Annotated in this window: 20 protein-coding genes (1 of these 20 cut by a window edge); 8 read left to right on the forward strand and 12 right to left on the reverse strand. The window is 44.7% G+C overall.

The genetic code is table 11. The annotated features are described in order from the left end of the window. A protein-coding gene (rocF, locus tag ABXS70_RS24435) for an arginase (protein WP_366291535.1) crosses the window boundary here: on the reverse strand, positions 1–336 show its 5' end (the start). 645 nt of this gene lie to the left of the window's left edge; 336 of the gene's 981 nt are visible here — the first part of the coding sequence; the start codon lies at positions 334–336; the stop codon falls past the left edge of the window. 72 nt (positions 337–408) lie between these two features. Further along, entirely contained in the window at positions 409–1,611 is a 1,203-nt protein-coding gene (locus ABXS70_RS24440; protein WP_366291538.1) for an ornithine--oxo-acid transaminase, read from the reverse strand. Positions 1,612–2,108: 497 nt separating this feature from the next. On the opposite strand from ABXS70_RS24440, the gene ABXS70_RS24445 reads away from it, so the two are divergent. After that, positions 2,109–2,753 carry a GntR family transcriptional regulator gene (locus ABXS70_RS24445; RefSeq protein ID WP_342553839.1) on the forward strand — a complete coding sequence of 215 codons (645 nt, stop codon included), beginning with the start codon at positions 2,109–2,111 and terminating at the stop codon, positions 2,751–2,753. A 108-nt stretch (positions 2,754–2,861) separates the two neighbouring features. Here the strand turns inward: ABXS70_RS24445 and ABXS70_RS24450 are convergent, their stop codons facing one another. Further along, a complete protein-coding gene (locus tag ABXS70_RS24450; RefSeq protein WP_342553838.1) occupies positions 2,862–3,593 on the reverse strand; it encodes a class I SAM-dependent methyltransferase in 732 nt (243 codons plus the stop codon). A gap of 163 nt (positions 3,594–3,756) precedes the next feature. Between ABXS70_RS24450 and ABXS70_RS24455 the strand changes: the two genes are divergently transcribed. Then, positions 3,757–4,104 carry a hypothetical protein gene (locus tag ABXS70_RS24455; protein WP_366291542.1) on the forward strand — a complete coding sequence of 116 codons (348 nt, stop codon included), beginning with the start codon at positions 3,757–3,759 and terminating at the stop codon, positions 4,102–4,104. A gap of 216 nt (positions 4,105–4,320) precedes the next feature. Here ABXS70_RS24455 and ABXS70_RS24460 read toward each other — a convergent pair whose 3' ends face one another. The 4 genes from ABXS70_RS24460 to ABXS70_RS24475 form a co-directional block, all read right to left on the reverse strand. Beyond that, complete coding sequence (locus tag ABXS70_RS24460) at positions 4,321–4,548, reverse strand: cold-shock protein (protein WP_111269572.1); 228 nt, start codon at positions 4,546–4,548, stop codon at positions 4,321–4,323. A 189-nt stretch (positions 4,549–4,737) separates the two neighbouring features. After that, on the reverse strand, positions 4,738–4,938 hold the full coding sequence (locus tag ABXS70_RS24465) for a cold-shock protein (RefSeq protein WP_024633772.1): 201 nt from the start codon (positions 4,936–4,938) through the stop codon (positions 4,738–4,740). A 439-nt stretch (positions 4,939–5,377) separates the two neighbouring features. Next, a complete protein-coding gene (locus ABXS70_RS24470) occupies positions 5,378–5,614 on the reverse strand; it encodes a hypothetical protein (protein ID WP_342553836.1) in 237 nt (78 codons plus the stop codon). 117 nt (positions 5,615–5,731) lie between these two features. Next, positions 5,732–6,523 (reverse strand): CPBP family intramembrane glutamic endopeptidase, encoded by a 792-nt coding sequence (locus tag ABXS70_RS24475; RefSeq protein WP_342553835.1) that lies wholly within the window; start codon positions 6,521–6,523, stop codon positions 5,732–5,734. 310 nt (positions 6,524–6,833) lie between these two features. Here ABXS70_RS24475 and ABXS70_RS24480 point away from each other — a divergent pair, with 310 nt between their 5' ends. Continuing rightward, positions 6,834–7,505, forward strand: coding sequence for a phosphatase PAP2 family protein (locus ABXS70_RS24480; RefSeq protein WP_342553834.1), 672 nt, complete (start codon positions 6,834–6,836; stop codon positions 7,503–7,505). A gap of 61 nt (positions 7,506–7,566) precedes the next feature. Here ABXS70_RS24480 and ABXS70_RS24485 read toward each other — a convergent pair whose 3' ends face one another. Then, positions 7,567–7,971, reverse strand: a complete 405-nt coding sequence (locus ABXS70_RS24485) for a hypothetical protein (RefSeq protein WP_366291547.1) — start codon at positions 7,969–7,971, stop codon at positions 7,567–7,569. A gap of 270 nt (positions 7,972–8,241) precedes the next feature. Then, a complete protein-coding gene (locus ABXS70_RS24490) occupies positions 8,242–9,021 on the reverse strand; it encodes an AraC family transcriptional regulator (RefSeq protein WP_366291550.1) in 780 nt (259 codons plus the stop codon). Between the two features lie 113 nt (positions 9,022–9,134). On the opposite strand from ABXS70_RS24490, the gene pyk reads away from it, so the two are divergent. After that, complete coding sequence (pyk, locus tag ABXS70_RS24495) at positions 9,135–10,550, forward strand: pyruvate kinase (RefSeq protein WP_366291553.1); 1,416 nt, start codon at positions 9,135–9,137, stop codon at positions 10,548–10,550. Positions 10,551–10,664: 114 nt separating this feature from the next. Here the strand turns inward: pyk and ABXS70_RS24500 are convergent, their stop codons facing one another. Continuing rightward, the gene (locus ABXS70_RS24500; RefSeq protein WP_366291556.1) at positions 10,665–12,188 is read right to left on the reverse strand and encodes a PAS domain-containing protein; all 1,524 of its coding nucleotides are present in this window, start codon (positions 12,186–12,188) and stop codon (positions 10,665–10,667) included. A 177-nt stretch (positions 12,189–12,365) separates the two neighbouring features. Further along, the gene (locus tag ABXS70_RS24505) at positions 12,366–12,815 is read right to left on the reverse strand and encodes an SRPBCC family protein (protein ID WP_366291559.1); all 450 of its coding nucleotides are present in this window, start codon (positions 12,813–12,815) and stop codon (positions 12,366–12,368) included. A gap of 175 nt (positions 12,816–12,990) precedes the next feature. Here ABXS70_RS24505 and ABXS70_RS24510 point away from each other — a divergent pair, with 175 nt between their 5' ends. Further along, the gene (locus tag ABXS70_RS24510) at positions 12,991–13,836 is read left to right on the forward strand and encodes a helix-turn-helix transcriptional regulator (RefSeq protein WP_366291562.1); all 846 of its coding nucleotides are present in this window, start codon (positions 12,991–12,993) and stop codon (positions 13,834–13,836) included. 27 nt (positions 13,837–13,863) lie between these two features. On the opposite strand, the gene ABXS70_RS24515 is transcribed toward ABXS70_RS24510, so the two are convergent. Continuing rightward, entirely contained in the window at positions 13,864–14,397 is a 534-nt protein-coding gene (locus ABXS70_RS24515) for an MOSC domain-containing protein (RefSeq protein ID WP_366291564.1), read from the reverse strand. Positions 14,398–14,661: 264 nt separating this feature from the next. Between ABXS70_RS24515 and ABXS70_RS24520 the strand changes: the two genes are divergently transcribed. From ABXS70_RS24520 to ABXS70_RS24530, 3 genes are all read left to right on the forward strand, one after another. Then, positions 14,662–15,018 (forward strand): DUF1304 domain-containing protein, encoded by a 357-nt coding sequence (locus tag ABXS70_RS24520; RefSeq protein ID WP_342553826.1) that lies wholly within the window; start codon positions 14,662–14,664, stop codon positions 15,016–15,018. Between the two features lie 61 nt (positions 15,019–15,079). Beyond that, positions 15,080–15,931, forward strand: coding sequence for a DUF4261 domain-containing protein (locus tag ABXS70_RS24525; RefSeq protein ID WP_366291567.1), 852 nt, complete (start codon positions 15,080–15,082; stop codon positions 15,929–15,931). 265 nt (positions 15,932–16,196) lie between these two features. Then, the gene (locus ABXS70_RS24530; RefSeq protein ID WP_342553824.1) at positions 16,197–16,556 is read left to right on the forward strand and encodes a hypothetical protein; all 360 of its coding nucleotides are present in this window, start codon (positions 16,197–16,199) and stop codon (positions 16,554–16,556) included. Positions 16,557–16,719 lie beyond the last annotated feature (163 nt).

Here is a 16,719-nt window from a genome sequence, read left to right on the forward strand (position 1 = left end):
AGCAGCTGAAACTTCTTGACACACCTGTTCACTTACCTGCCGAACCTCATTCAGATACTTTACTGTTTTGCGCTGGGCTGGGACAGCGGACTGCGAAGGACAATCTACACGTACCTCCCTGGACAGAAGAAAACCCAAACTCGTAATTTCTCGCTTTAACCCGGCAGTCATAAGCTCATCCGGGCCTAATTCTGCTCCATTTCTTGCACCAGCTAACCCAAAAGGAACTTTAATAAGAGCTACTTCATTGTAACGAGTGGGTGCAGGCTGAGTGTGCTGCCTAGAGACATGCTGCATACCCTTCTGCCCCAAAGCCAAAACTTCCTCATTCTTCATGAGTATCCGCTCCTTCGTCATCTTTATCAAAAGATCGTTCAGTGAAGTCCTTGTGCCTTATCGTCAAAGGGCTTAAGAATCGCCATCACCCAATACCTCTGTGATCATCTTTACAGCCCAATCAATCTCGGATTCCTTAATCGTAAGCGGAGGCGCAAAGCGGATCGTTGTCTCATGGGTTTCCTTGCAAAGCAAACCTGCGGCCATCAGACGTTCACAATAGGGGCGTGCAGCAGTGTGCAGCTCAACACCAATAAACAGGCCTTTACCTCGAATATCTCGAATGGCAGAACTGCAGATCCCTCGAAGCTGTTTCATAAAATAATTCCCCAGCCGTTCTGAACGCTCCGCAAGCTTCTCATCTTCGAGAACATCGAGTGCGGCAACAGCCACCGCGCACGCGAGTGGATTGCCTCCAAACGTAGAACCGTGTGAACCCGGCTCGAATAAATCCAAGATGTCGGATTCAGCAGCAACTGCCGAGATTGGCATTACACCACCTCCAAGCGCTTTGCCCATGATCCAAATATCCGGTTCAGCTTGTTCCCAATCGGAAGCAAATCGGCGCCCTGTTCTTCCAAAGCCGGTCTGAATCTCATCTGCCATAGTCAAGACCCCCTGCTGCCTGCATATCGCAAATGCTTCTGCCAAGTATCCATCCGGTGGAATAATAATTCCCGCTTCACCTTGAATCGGTTCAACTAGAAAAGCAGCTGTATTTGGTGTAATGGCCTGTCTTAACGCCTCCAGGTCACCATAAGGAATGATTCGAAATCCAGGTGTGAACGGACCAAAATCTTTCTTATACTCCTCAGATGAAGAAAATGAAGTGACTGTCAGTGTTCTGCCATGAAAATTACCGGAACATACAATAATTTCAGCTTGATTATCGGGTACTCCCTTGCAGCGGTATGCCCATCTCCGAGCGGCTTTTACCGCTGTTTCAACCGCTTCTGCTCCCGTATTCATCGCCAATACTTTTGACTTCCCTGTAAAATCAGCTAATCTGCGATAGAAAATCGCAGCGGATTGGCTGTGGAATGCCCGGGATGTCAATGTGACCTTGTCTGCTTGATCTTTCAACGCTTGCACAATAACAGGATGCCTGTGCCCGTGATTCAGTGCAGAATATGCACTTAACATATCCATATAACGGCGGCCTTCAGGGTCCTCTACCCATACCCCTTCTGCCTGTTCAATGACAATGGGAAGTGGATGATAATTAGGCGCAGCATACGTGTCCGACCATTGAATAAACATCTCGGAATCCGGCATTCCTTCACAACCTTCCGCATAATATTGTATACAAAATACATTAACAGTGTATGCAAGCTGATCTTCATTTAAGACTTTATTCCACTTTTTCCGCTAGCGCCCTGTTAACCGTCCGGATAACTACGAACCCTGCACAATTCATAATAAATTACATATTAAACTCTTTGTAAAAGAACCGACATACGCCATATGAAAAGCAAACCAGTTTGTATACAATATACATAATATTATATATGTCATTTATACCAATAATAGTAACAAACTTGTATATCTCTGACAACGATTTTCTAAACATTTATACACTTTAATTTCATAATTTCCTCCATCTATGGGTACATAACATCCACAGGTGAGGCAGCAGGCCGAGAACGAACTTCGCTTGCCCAACTTCCCCCTCAATGGTAAGATGATAAAAACTTGCGACACCTCGAACGGCGCGTCCTGTCTAGCTTTATAACCATTCATCAACAAAATACATATAGAAGGGAGAACTTGGTATGGAAGTACCTAAATACCGTTCCTTGAAAGATCACGTCTATGATTACATTGCTCAGAAGATTCAGAACGGGACGCTTCTTCCCAACCAGAAGATTAACGAGGCTGAGATTTGCAAAAAGCTGGATATCAGCCGCACGCCAACACGCGAGGCTTTATTTCAGCTGACCTCTGATAATCTGCTGCAGTATATCCCACGCAGGGGATTTATTGTTGCTCCTTTTGATACAAGCAAGAAACTCGAATTCTCGCAAGCCATTGGTGCGCTGGAGGCACTGGCGGCCACGCTTGCAGTGGATCACCTCAAACCATCAGAACTGGCAGAAATGGAAACCCTCGTCACCCGCATGGATGAGGATATTAACCAGCTTGATCTTGCCGCTTACAGCAAAAATCAGTATTTGTTCCACCACCTCTACATCCAGCGCTGCGGCAATGCCACAGTTATCGAAATGTTGAACACGCTCAAAAACAGCTTCATTCGTCAGTCCTATGTCAGTGACAACAAAGCAAAATTATCCAAAGTTTTGCATGAAGTCAATGAAGAGCATAGACAGATACTAAGCGCTTTCCGTTCCAAGGACAAAGCGCAGCTGGAAGCACTGCTCAAACATCATTGGCGCATCATTGATAATGACATGCTGTAGCTCGTAATTCTCGTCGTATTTGATGTTATGCCCCTTTAATGAACTATTCGCCACCCTATTCAGTATAAAAGGCAGCTCACAAGATAAGTAATGTGTGCTGCCTTTTATTTATTTAGCTGCAGTTTCAGCCGGGACTCTCGCCGCAAATACAGCATAGCCCAACTTTTTGCCGTATTTCATAAGTAAACGATCATTTGTACGACTCATTCGCTGCACATTTTCATCCTCCAGCCAGTTCATATCCATCTCGCGCAGCGGATCATGATCGACACCCCACTTGCCCATCGTACGTGACTGCTCTTTTACTTCAACTTTAGAAAACCCGCTTCCCCTAAGTCTTTTCTTCCATGCTGTCGCAGTGACAAGTGTCCTTATCCCATAAAATTCCCTCAATCTTCGACTCATTAATTCAGTTTTCCTTCCCGACAAAACCATTTCCCGATCGACAAGCATTCCTCCGGGTTTCAGTACTCTTGCATACTCGGATAGCGCCTTACGCCATGGGGTAAAAATCGTAACCGATTCAACGAACACCACATCCACATAGTTATCTGGCAAAGGTATTGCAGCCGCATCAGCTTGAATAAAACGTACATCCACCCGTTCTTTTCTTGCACGTCTTACCGCTTTATCCAACATATGACGATGCAGATCGACTGCAGTTACACGGCAGCCCTGACGAGCCAGATGACATGCCGTTCTCCCCGTCCCACACCCAACCTCCAGAACATGCACTCCTGCAGGAAGTGATAACGAATCCAGCAGCTGCAGTGTCGCTGAGAATCCACCAGGATGAGCACTCCCTTCCCCTAAACGAGCCAGCAGATCATGATAATCCACGTTCCCCCTCCTTCCTCCTCTCCTCAGTCTATGAACAAACGGAAAAACGGCTCCTGACTATACGCATATCCGGGTACTCGTCCATACCAATTCACTCTATTCCTACTATGATATACAAACCGTTGATTTCAGGCGGCAAACCGCAATGACGAGGGGGATATGCATGCATAGAATTCATCCGGTATGTGAAGAAACAGTTTCACCGCATGTGGGACGCCCCGTCTGTCTCATTATGAAAGACGGCAGACATATGTATGGCACCCTGGGAGGCTGCCGGGATGGAAAGGTCTATTTGAATGGATGCTTCCAAGGCCCGCGCTTGTCTTCCGTACAATCCAATCAAAAGCTCCGCAGAGTAAGCAAAAAGAAGCACACATCAGCCAGAAAAGCTAAGTCTTCAGCCTATGGCGGTTACCCATATGGTGGTGGATACGGCGGTTACAGTTATGGAGCAGGTTACGATGTGGCACTTATCGCTACGCTCTTCCTTCTACCGTTCCTCTTCATCTAAATCCTTTAGATCTGGCAGCTCTTCCAGCTGTATCAGAAATCACCAAAAGAACCTCTTCTTGTTCAATCAAGGAACACGAAGAGGTTCTTTTGGTACAACAAAAAAGGCATTCGCTTAAACGAATGCCAGGAACTTCATATTTAATCCCGTACCTCTTGTGCCCAGGTGTCCACTTTATCTAAAAAAAAACACCTCGTGAGAGGCGGGTAAGCTGTATTAAATCCGATTTCCTTTAGACATCGTTTTCAGATTGCTATTCGAATTCTCAAGCAATGGCAGCATCCTAGTCGTACTAACCATCTCAGAAGCACATATTGGACAAGTAGGCACGCTATCAAACGCAAAATTGTCCCGCATCCATCCTTTGCACGTATCACTCGTACATTCCCAAATTGCTGCATCAGCTTGTGGGATTTCTTCCATCGGTTTTTTGCGATTATACATGACTTCTACCCCCTTTGTTATGGAAACACATCTTACTGACGTTATTTCACAAAAGCCACTGCTTAGCGGAAGTGAGACATCCGCCTAACTTCTGCCTCGACAACTGTTGGGCCAACTTCTTCATCTATTAAATCAAAAAAAAGAAGCTGCCTTTATCATTATAACATGTTAAAGGCAGCTATGCTTTAATTACAGTTTTACAACTTCTTCTGCTTGAGGACCACGGTTTCCTTGTACAATTTTAAATTGCACGCGTTGACCTTCGTCCAGCGTTTTGAAGCCTTCGCCTGTAATAGCGCTGAAGTGTACGAATACATCTTCTCCGCCTTCAACTTCGATGAAACCGAAGCCTTTATCAGCGTTGAACCATTTTACTGTTCCGTTTTGCATGTGAATTACACCTCCAAATAAAGATTAACATGTTCCTTTGTTCTTTGCAGCAAGCAAATAAAAATTCACACATTGAAAAAGGTACCAGTCATAAAATATAAGTGATCGCCCTTTACAATATGTGAATTAGGTTTTCCACTCTGCTCTGTACAACTTGATTCTTAGTATACCTCTAATCCATTCAAAAAGCAAATCTTTGTATTTTCTTTTCAAACAGCTTTGGAAATACATGTTTATTATACTTTCTCTGAAAAATGGCCTGCGATGTCTTTCCCCTTACTTCTAGAGGGCTATCGGCTCTGTTTCGGTCTTATGAAAGGATATGCAGGTTCATCCCAACTTATACATGATTTGCGAAAATGTTCAGTCCATGCATATCCACCCTATCAGACTAAAACAGCAAAACGTTTAAAAACACACGGCAAAAAGTACCTTTTACCTAAGTCCATGCCCACATAAAAGCATCACGATCCCAAGCGACTCGCCCGCCATGCAGCTTGCGAAACGCCTTTTTCACCTCTTTGGACAAAGAAGCATTACCGTTCTCATTTACAAAAACAAACTGCTCTCCAAAGTGTTCTCTTACATATTCTATGGCTGCCTCTTGGCGAAGCGTTCCCGTAAACTTGATCTCATTAACCATCCATTCGGCCACTTCCTGAGCTGTCTTATCCATTTTTTCACCTGCCGTTCTTCTGTTCCATAGCTGCCGGCCATCATTTGGCTGACTTTCCCGTCCGTCTGAGTATAACACGACCGCGTGACAGACGGAAAAAATCAGACTTACTCCATTCTACTCGGCTGCCCGATGCTGTTCCTCATTTCTTTTGACCAACGAAAGTGAAGATGGCCGTCGAAAGCTCTGTATCAGCCAGACACAGGAGGCTGCCAGAGTGATAAGGATAAACAAATCATAAGGAATCGTTCCCTTATCCTGAAGGTCATTGCTTAGAAATTGAATTAGATTATGTATAAAATGAAACAGGACCAGCGGAATAATATTTCCGTTTTTTAACATGAGTAATGCAAGTAATGCTCCCAGCAGCAGTGCATACACCAGCTGTACTATTGTATCCGTAACATTCTGGCCGGATAATGCGTTCAGAAGATGTGTGATCGAAAATAAAATGCTGGAAATAACGACTGCAGTCACCGCACTTTTCTGCAGCAGTGTTTTGAAAATAAGTCCACGATATATCGTTTCTTCAACAAATGCGACAAGCAGCGTAAAGAAAATGAAAAAAACAGCTTTGGACAAGTTAATCTCGCCAAAACCTTTCAGGGAAAGTGTACCCAGTACAAGGAGCAGCGGAATATAATATTTTGCATGAACAGCCGGAATATTCCGCAGCGAGCGAAATCCAATCATCTGCCACCTGCGGCGGATCGTCAAATAGATGATCAGTACTAAAGCAATAGGTATGAAGGAAATTAGCACTGGAGATGTATAATCCAGTTGTTTTATCGTTGCTATGGTTCCCCCAGCCAGCACAGCAAGTAAAAGAAGCAGTTCAATAATGACTACAGCCAGTACGGGTCTGCGCTCGGAAAAAGATGGTTCTGTACTCTGGTGCGAAAAAATCATATACCAAGCCTCCTCAATGTCTAACAAGATCTATTTAGACCGTTGTCATCAGAATCCATATAAATCTATGGTCATATGACATTATATCCTTTATGTAGACTCAATGGGTAAAATTATAAAAGTAACAAAAAAGAGACTTATCCAATCCTGTTATCCACTAAAATCAGGTATGGCTTATCCCTTGGTCTGTCCATTATAGTAATACTTAAGTTTTTTATCTGCAGGGGCACTATATCTTCTGAGCGTCAAATGACTATAAGCTTGATGACTATGATTGCTATATACAGTTTATTAGATCAAGGAGGATTTTATGAGAGCTTTTTTCCAACGCTGGGGACATCTCCTGGCCATCCTATGTATACCTCTTCAAGGTTCAATCTACATGTTTCTCGGCAGCAAAGCGGGAACCGATGTATTTTACAATTATGCCTGGATTGATACACAGATACCCTTTATCAAAGAATTTATTATTCCATATATAAGCTGGATGCCAATTCTATATTTAAGCTTTCTCTACCTTGGTTTAACGAATAAGCCGCTCTTTTGGCGTACACTGCTCATTTATAACGTGGGCGTGATGGCCGCCAATGTTTGTTTCGTCGTGTTCCCTTCATATGTACCTCGCCCGGAAGTGACTGGAACAGATATGAGCAGCATGCTTGTGCAGTTCATTTATTCCAACGATGCGCCTGTGAACTGTTTCCCAAGCGTACATTGTCTTACAAGCTACATGCTGTTCATCATTCTCAACCGACATACAAACCTGAAACCGAGCGTGCGAATCTTCGGCTCGATCTGGTTGTGGTTGATTATCGCTTCAACCGTGTTCGTCAAACAGCATTCCCTACTCGACGTTGTTGGCGGCATCGCGTTCGCTGAGGCAGCCTACTGGGCTGTTCATGTATTCGCCAATCGCTTGGAGCTGGCCCGAAAAAAGAACAAGCAGCCGCTTAGAGCCTCGCAGCCCAGCCGAAATGCTTAATCCATTTGATAAGGCTAATCGAACGCTCCACAGGGCGTCCGGTTAGCCTTATCATTGCTTTTCATTTGTTTTTGACGTACACACAGGAGTTATATTCCTTACCTTCCCATGTATAGGCGAGCTTCAGCTTGTTTTCCTGCGATTCAGCCATCATGTCAAAGGGCGGTACTTCCGGATTGGTCAGGGCTATGTTGATTCCGTTTGTTTGGATCGTATACGTTCCATAATACATCTGCACGAATTGACCATTCGTTGTTTCCAGAGATAAGCCCCCGTTTTTCCCAATCGGATTGGATACGAATCGCACCGTCGTAAAGCAGGCCTGTTCATTGGAAGCATCAAGCTTCCAGCGCCCATCCAGATCAGGCATCCCACGGCTTTGGTTATACCAGACATATCCGACCAGGAATGCGCCTGCTAATAGAACAACCGATAGGATGATCACCGTTTTGCGTGTCAATCTCATTGTCATCGACCTCCGTCTTTTATGTGTTTTCAGGTCTGTCCGCTTGGCGGGCAGCCCCATTATTCACAGCTTCTTAACGGGGAATCCATTGTATCTGAATATCAGGCTTACCTTGTATTCCTAAAATTCAAACGATTCCACATCAAAATGTGCAAAGAACTGCCTACTCCATCATGTCTATACAGTAATCCTCCCAGACAGCTTCTTAGATATAATGATGCAGTTCAGCGTATCTATTTTATTGAATAACTTCGTTAATAATGACGGCGGTTAGATAATAGGTGGACGCTCCTGAAGCAGATCGGATGGCGGACTTCCCATGAGCCGTTTAAATATGCGATAAAAATAAGACAAATCCCGGTAGCCCAGAAATTCTGCAATTTCCTGAATGGTGAGCTGCGACTCCGTGAGCAGGTAAAGTGCTCTTTTCATCCGCTGATCATGAACGTACTCGCTGATCGTCTGATTTGTTACATTCTTGAATAATGCGGCCGCATAGTTAGGTGACTTGCCAATCTCGTCTCCAAGATCCTCCTTCGTCACTTTCTCCCGATAATGCTGCTCAATGTATCGTTTCATCCGCTCCACGTACCGGTGCCTCTCTGGCGGAATAATGCCGCGATCCAGTTCACGATTAATATAAATTAGCACTTCCATCAATAAGGCCTGGCTCATCATGACATAATAAGAGGGTTGTTCTTCCCACTGCTGCTGAATGGCCTTCATTCGCTGCAGGATTAATTCGTAACAGCCTGGTCTGTGTCGTAGTGGTTCACGCTGTTCGAGTGCAGGTAAGGTATCAGTATCACCCTGCTTCAATATAATAACAATCTGTGTATGTGTAACGGTCGGAATACTCTTCCCGTAATACGGTATCCCGCCGGGAATAAGCAGCAGTTCGCCCTTCTCCATGATCTGTTTATCTCCGTTCACCCAATATACACATTTTCCATAAGTAACCAAGCTAAGGCGCCAAGTCCCTTGCAACTGCGCGGCTTCTTCGTACCAACCTACGCCATTCACGTGATGTACTTCAAGTGGAGTAACCATAAAACACCTCATTATTGGACTATACTCCAATCATTGTACTATAGTTCATATCTTGATTCGACAGAAAACGCTACAATATACACATAAGCACCAAATATGAGGAGGATATCAGCATGTTAAAAACCAAAATCATTTGTACAATGGGACCTGCTTGTGACTCAATCGAAACCCTGAAAATTATGATTCAGGAAGGTATGACGGTGGCCCGTTTGAATATGGCTCATGGAGAGCTGGAAGATCATGTGGGACGAATCAATAATATCCGTGCTGCAGCAGCTGAGCTGAACAAATATGTGCCGATCATGATGGACATCAAAGGACCGGAAGTACGTATCGGCAAATTAAAAGAAGCTTCGGTTCACCTGCAGGCAGGTAAAGAACTCACACTGACCACTGAGGATATTCTTGGCGACGTGGATCGCATCTCCGTAAACTATCCTGAACTGAACCTGGTTGTTAAACCGGGAGATCGTATTTTGATTGACGACGGTTTGGTCGATCTGACTGTATTGTCTGTTGAAGGTTCAGAGATTCACTGCCAAATTATTAGCGGTGGTATCTTGAAACTACGTAAAGGTGTGAACCTTCCAGGAATCAAAACGACTTTGCCGGGCGTAACTGAGCGTGACATCATGCACATCGGATTCGGAATTGAGAACAACATCGAAATTATTGCAGCTTCCTTTGTCCGTAAAGGAGATGACATCCGCGAAATCCGCAGCATACTGAAAGAACGTGGTCAGGAGCATGTACAGATTATCTCCAAAATTGAGAACCAGGAAGGTATGACCAACCTTGACGATATCATCGAAGCATCGGACGGTATTATGGTAGCTCGTGGTGATCTCGGGGTCGAAGTTCCAATCGAAGACGTACCGATGATGCAAAAAGAAATGATCGACAAATGTAACAAAGCGGGTAAACCCGTTATTGTCGCGACACACATGCTTGAGTCCATGCAGGTAAATCCTCGCCCGACTCGTTCTGAAGTAAGTGACGTGGCAAATGCTGTACTGCAAGGTGCCGACGTTGTCATGCTGTCCGGTGAATCTGCAGCTGGTAAATACCCGATCCAATCCGTTCGTACGATGGCTGCTGTTGCACGCCGTGCGGAAACGATGATTGATTATAAAGAGCAGTTTGATCAAAAATCAGCACAACAGGTGGCTGACATCACTGAAGTAATCAGTCAGGGAGCTGTAAGCTCTTCCCTCGTTCTGAATGCTAAAGCGATCATTACTTCAACAGAGAGCGGCTTTACAGCCCGCATGATCTCTAAATATCGGCCTAAAGCACCTATTATCGCCGTAACTCAGCATCAAGAAGTGCTTGCGAAAATCTGCCTGCTCTCCGGTGTAATCCCGGTTATGGGCGACAAGGTTACAACAACCGATGAAATGTTCGAATCGGCAACGCGCAATGCCATTAAAACAGGTTATATCGAAAAAGGCGATATCATTGTACTGTCCGCTGGTGTTCCAATCGGTCAATCCGGTAACACCAATCTGATTAAAGTACTGCAAGTATAATTAACGAATTGCGGCATAGCGTTCTATAAAAAGTATGAATCAAAAAATCCACCGGGATATGAAATCCGGTGGATTTTTGATATTTCTCCTTTTACTTATTCAGTTAAAATCGTTCTACAGATTGCGTGAATAGTTAACCAGATCCTGAGACATATTGTTGATCTCATCCATTGAAGCATTCACCTGCTGTGTCAGGGCTGCCTGATTCTGAGTCAGTGTGGACATATTGCCAATGTGCTCCAAAATATGGTCAATCAGTGTTTTCATCTTCTGCATGCTGTCTTCAATATTGACGGTTGCCTCCGAGCTGTGATCGGCCAATTTCCGTACTTCGCCGGCGACAACTCCGAATCCCAATCCCAAATCCCCGGCACGCGCAGCTTCAATAGCCGCATTCAAACCGAGCAGATTCGTCTGACTGGCAATCTCACGAATGAACGCTGTAATACTCTTCGTATCTTCCACGCTATCCCGAACCTGTGTTGCTGCATCAGCGGATAACTCTTGTGCGTTAACCAGTTCCTGTGCCTGGTCCGTGATTGAGTTAATGCCGTTCACCATCTCTTCGATCGATTCGGACAGCTGTTTTGTTTTTAAATTCATCGCTTCCACGATCTCTTCTTTATTCTTCTGATGAGTCACATCCCGAATCGTTCCGGCAACACGCAGCGGTACGCCGTTCTCGTCACGGACGGTTTCACCTCCGGCATGATACCAGCGATACTCACCGTTCTTCCGCTGCAAACGGTAATCGAGATCATACGGCGTTCTGCCGCTGTAGTCATTCATATGTTCAGCAAATGCATTGATGGTACGATCATGATCTTCGGGGTGGAGACGACTGCTCCAGCTGCTGAATATGTTCGGGAAATCTTCTTCATTTTTAAAGCCAAGCTCTCTGCGGAACTGCGGTGACCACCAGAATTCATTGTCCGGATTCACCACATCTCCAGCAACAACTGTCATATCCCATGGCGCCTCTACGAGTGCACGGTTGACCAGATCATAACGCGTTACAAGTGCTTCCAGTTCATCCGACTTGCTCTTCTCGTCATGAATATCGAACATGACACCGATTAATTTAATTGGAGTGCCTGCAGCATTTCTCACCAGTCGTCCTAGACATCTGAACCAGCGGGCATCCCCATTCTTTAAAACCATACGGCTTGTAACATTGTACCCTGCTCGATCACTCGGATCATTCACATGTCTCATGATCTCCTCGACTAAATGCGGTCTGTCCTCTGGATGTACAGATTTAGCCCAGCTTGCAAACTCGTTGGGGAACTCCTTCGTATTTTTATAGCCCAGCATCTCGCGGAACTCATTAGAGAATGAAACGACGTTATTGTTATCCAGCGGATCACCTGCAGCAATCTCCGACTCCCATAATCCCACGTGCAGTGCCTGATTTAGCATAGTAAGGCGCATTTGTACAGAATCATGCTGTAATTGCATCAACTGAACAGCTTCCCGGATATTTTTCAGGATTTCATTATTACCCTGCGCATCTGTGTCCTGTTCATTCCAGAACCGGCCATGCTGAGCATTTTCGAGCAGACGGCGGCTGTAATCCAGCAGCTGCTCCTGTGATTCTGCACGATTTGATTTCGTTACTTCACTACGTTTCAGAAACATCTCAATATCCCCTCTTAGTCAGGTATGTTTATATATGTATTTCGACATAAACAGACAATAAATGTAGGGCTAAAGTCACAATTGCAAAAAAAAACAAAAAACCCCGCCCTGCAGGCAGACTTTTTCGTTGTTAGATGATTTTCTAGCATGTTTATGCATTTCCATTTACGTTAAACGTTACCACCCATAATTGATCGTTCTGCCCGTCTCTGCCCACGTCTTAATGCTGCTTAGAATCATCCACCAGCTGTTCTGCGCATTGGCGAAGGATGGATGGTTGTCTGTATATTGATCGTTGATCAGTACCAGCTTCGTACACTCCCCCACCGTCTCCAACTGAAAAAACACTCTGGATTGAAGCTCGGCATGATTGGAATGATACGAGGGTCCCGGGTGCTCCCGATAACTAAGTCTGGAGAGTGGTTCGAACTCCAAAATTTCGCCGTACACGTGCACTGTTTCCGGACCATCATTACCTGGTCCGACATAAGCAAAGGGCTGTCCGGGCTGGAAATTTGAGCGAAGCTCGCTGCCAAAGAAACTGCTTCGTGTACCGTCCGGGGAAATAAGGGCATTCCATACATCTTCGCGGTTTGCATTGATATAGAACTCATATTTCAACTCCATACAATCACTCCCTTTATGTATTCGTTTATGCGATTATTCTCGCATTTCCATCCTATCGTTATATCCATCTCTCGTATTGTAAAAACACGACAACAAATAAATATAAGGTATACTGAAATAGAATGAAGTAACCAGCGTTACCCACTGACATTTGGTGTAAGGGAGGAGAAACAGGATGAACCACACTGGCAGTAATGAGACTCCTCCCATGGGAGTACTCCATCTGGAAGAAGGCACACAGCAATTTCAATTAACAAGATTGGCTCCCGCGACTGGGCTAAAACCTTTTGTCAAACACTATTGGATGGTATCCTGGGATCTTACAGGACATGAACCGTATCCTCAACATGTTGTGCCTAATCCGTGTGTCAATCTGGTAGTCGAGCGAAACAAAACGTTTTTCTACGGACCCTCCGATCAAAAATTCACCTATTCCATTCACGGCAAAGGCTGTGTGTTCGGGGTCAAATTTAAACCAGGAGGATTCTATCCCTTTTTTCAATCTCCTGTCTCTACGCTTTATGGGAAACCGCTGGAGGTCTCGGGCCTACTTGGCATTAACGCCGGGACGCTAGAAGCTGTTTTGCTGCACGATAACTCCATGGAAGAAAAGGCAAAGTATATTGACCAGCTGCTGTCCGCCTGCCTACCGGCAGAGGATATCGAAGCAAGTTTGGTCTGTGACATTGTGAATCTAATCGAGAAGGATCGAAATATGCTGCGAGTAGACCAGCTCTCCGCCTACTGGAAGCTGCATACACGCAAGCTCCAGCGCTTGTTCCATCAGTATGTGGGCATGAGCCCCAAAACGGTAATCCAATTATATCGTCTGCAAAATGCGGCAGATTGCATAGAACGCGGCCTGACCAGCGACTTGACCAAATTATCTCAAGATCTGGGCTACCATGATCAATCTCATTTTATTAAAGACTTTAAATCCATTATCGGGAGTACACCCGATGAATATTTGCAGCTGTCCTTATCTGTTCTATCGAAACCGAACGAAAGCGGTGCAGAATGACGATTCATTCTTACACCTGCCAGGATGCTATGACAGGCGTATAACTTCGATAGTGTCTCCTGTGTTGATCACACCTTCACGCTCAACGGAACAGACGATACCGCGCTTATTGCGAGCAGCTGGTACAAATTTTTTGCGCAGACCATCCTGCCCGTAAACCTGTTCAATTACTTTTCCCGGATGCACGCAGGGAAGGTTCTCCCCTTCACAGATCAAGCCTGTTCCATCAGGAAAAAGGAGCCTCGTTCCCACAGGCAGTCGAGTTAATTGTTCAATGCCCTTAACCAGTATATTGGCACCAAGCCACTCAGGGCGTACTTCAGGAATGTTCATTTTCCCGGCAATCAAAACACACTCTTCCTCGGATACAATACTGATCTGCCGGCGATTTGCTATCGGTGTACCGCGTTTGTAGATTTTCTGACGGGAATCTGCGGGTTTTAACAGACCATAGTGCCGATCCCCCGGAATCCCGGCAAGCTCAATGTCAATGAAGGGCACTACCCTTGTCACAAATGTGGATGGATCATCCGCCAGCAGCACGAATTGAACTGTTCCCATCCTTTACACCTCCCTTTTTGAATCAGTATATTTTTCCTTTTTACTTAAGCATTATTACCCTGTGTATGAATCTTTGACCATCCGCAGATGCTGATAGATATATCCTATCCATCCTTCGAAGCCGGCAGCATATCAAAAATTAAATTTATTACACATCACACAATTTGATTGCTAAAAATTAATTTGATCTTTCCTGCAATTGTGCTAATCTGTATATGACGTACGTTATGATTGAATTACATAATAGAAAGCAGGGTGTTTCTCATGATTGGAACAATCTTTGTCGCTCTTGTAGCTTTTGAACACTTCTATATTATGATGATGGAAATGTTCATGTGGACTCGTCCACGCACGATGAAAACGTTTGGGACTACTCCGGAATTTGCCAGCTCCACCAAAGCCCTTGCAGCCAACCAAGGTCTGTACAATGGCTTTCTTGCTGCCGGTCTGATCTGGGGACTTGTGTATCCTAATGCCAGTGTTGGGCAGCATATTCAGATTTTCTTCTTGGCCTGCGTAATTATTGCGGCTCTCTATGGCGGTGCAACTTCTTCGAAATCGATTATTATCAAGCAGGGCTTGCCTGCGATCATTGCACTGCTTCTTGTACTGTTCCTGTAACGCCTGCAAAACCGATGGCTCCTAGTCTCCTGCGACTCTGATATGGTAAGGTATGGAGTATATGACATGCATATTACCAGAATTAATCTGGAAGCAGGAAGGAGAACAACTGATGGGACTCTTTGACAAGCTGCGTCGGCGCAAGAAAGAGAAAGTACAATCCGCAGATACCTCCCAGCATGCAGATTACAGCCAAACGATTGTCGGATTTGTGCTGCTTGAGCGGGAAGATTGTGACTTTGACCTTTTTATCCGGAATATGAAAAGGGAATGGAATATTGAGATTGATGAACAAGCCGAGGAAGGTAATCTCTTCTTTGAAGTAGACGGTATGCAGGTCGTGTGCGCCCATATCACAGCTCCGGTACCTGGTCGGGAGGTAGAGGGAAATGCCAAGTTAAACATCCTCTGGCCTGAAGCTGAACAAGTGACCTCACGGCATCAGTCTCAGATTATTGTATCTGTTCTGAATGCAGCAAGTGCAGTAGAAGGACATGTGCTCTTTACCCGAACAGCATCAGCGTTACTGCAGCTGGATCATGCCTTGGCAATCTACATGGCCCCGCTCGTCGTTGAAGCAGATCAGTATGTGGAAGTAAGCCGAGGGTTGAAAGATGATGAATTACCCGTATCATTGTGGGTGTTTATTGGCCTGTATCAGAATGCCGAAGGTGCTTCAGCTTATACATACGGACTGCGTAACTTCGGAAAGGATGAGATGGAGATCATCGGTTCTTCCAAGCCATTAAGTGATGTCTTCGAAATGATGTTTATGACGACCACCTATGTTGTGGAGAATGATGTCACCCTGCACGATGGAGAGACGCTTGGATTTACGGCGGAACAGAAATTAAGCATTACCCGTTCGAAGGGTGTCGCAGCTGAAGGAGACAGCCTGAAGATTGGACTATAACAGCTTCTTGATCCATACCATAGTTACTGAATAAGCGAATAAGTAAAGCCGTCCAGGAATGACATTCCGGGCGGCTTTTGTAATTCAAACATGATTTAAATTCATAAATAAAGCTCCATGTAAGTGAGAGATATCTCCATACAATTATAGTTCATAAGAACTATAATTGTATGGAGATAGATTTTCATTCTATGTACAAAACGGTATAATTAATAGGCTAATAGACTTATAAACCACATAAAATGATGAATGAGGAGCTGACTATATGTCTGTCAGACGGTTAGATTCAACAAAACCAATTATTGAAATTACCTGGGAAGGGATTGTATCACCCGAGCAGGTCGAGCAGACCAATGCAGAGATTGAGATCATTGCCCCGCAGCTGGGAGACTCATTTGATGTGCTGGTAGATATGGTACATATGAAAGCTTTCCCACAGGATACCAAGGACAAAATTGTTGAGCATCAAAAACTTCTTAAAGATTTGGGTATGAAGCGCGCTAGCGTTGCTGTCGGCGGAGCTATTGCTAAAATGCAGCTGAATCGGATCTCCAAAGAATCGGAGCATCAGACTGAATATCAGTGGGAAACGTATGATGAGGCATTGGCATTTCTACTGAAATAACTACCAAGCTTGTTTCCTGTGTTATATCTACAAATCATTAAGGGTGTTTCCTTGAGGGAAGCATCCTTTTTTTATTCCCCTGATCTTTACTCTACCTATGAAAAAGGTACTCTCCATTACATAACACTTTAATTCATCTTTCAATTCTCTGACTTTTTTCGAC

Source organism: Paenibacillus sp. AN1007, assembly GCF_040702995.1.
Taxonomy (GTDB): Bacteria; Bacillota; Bacilli; order Paenibacillales; family Paenibacillaceae; genus Paenibacillus.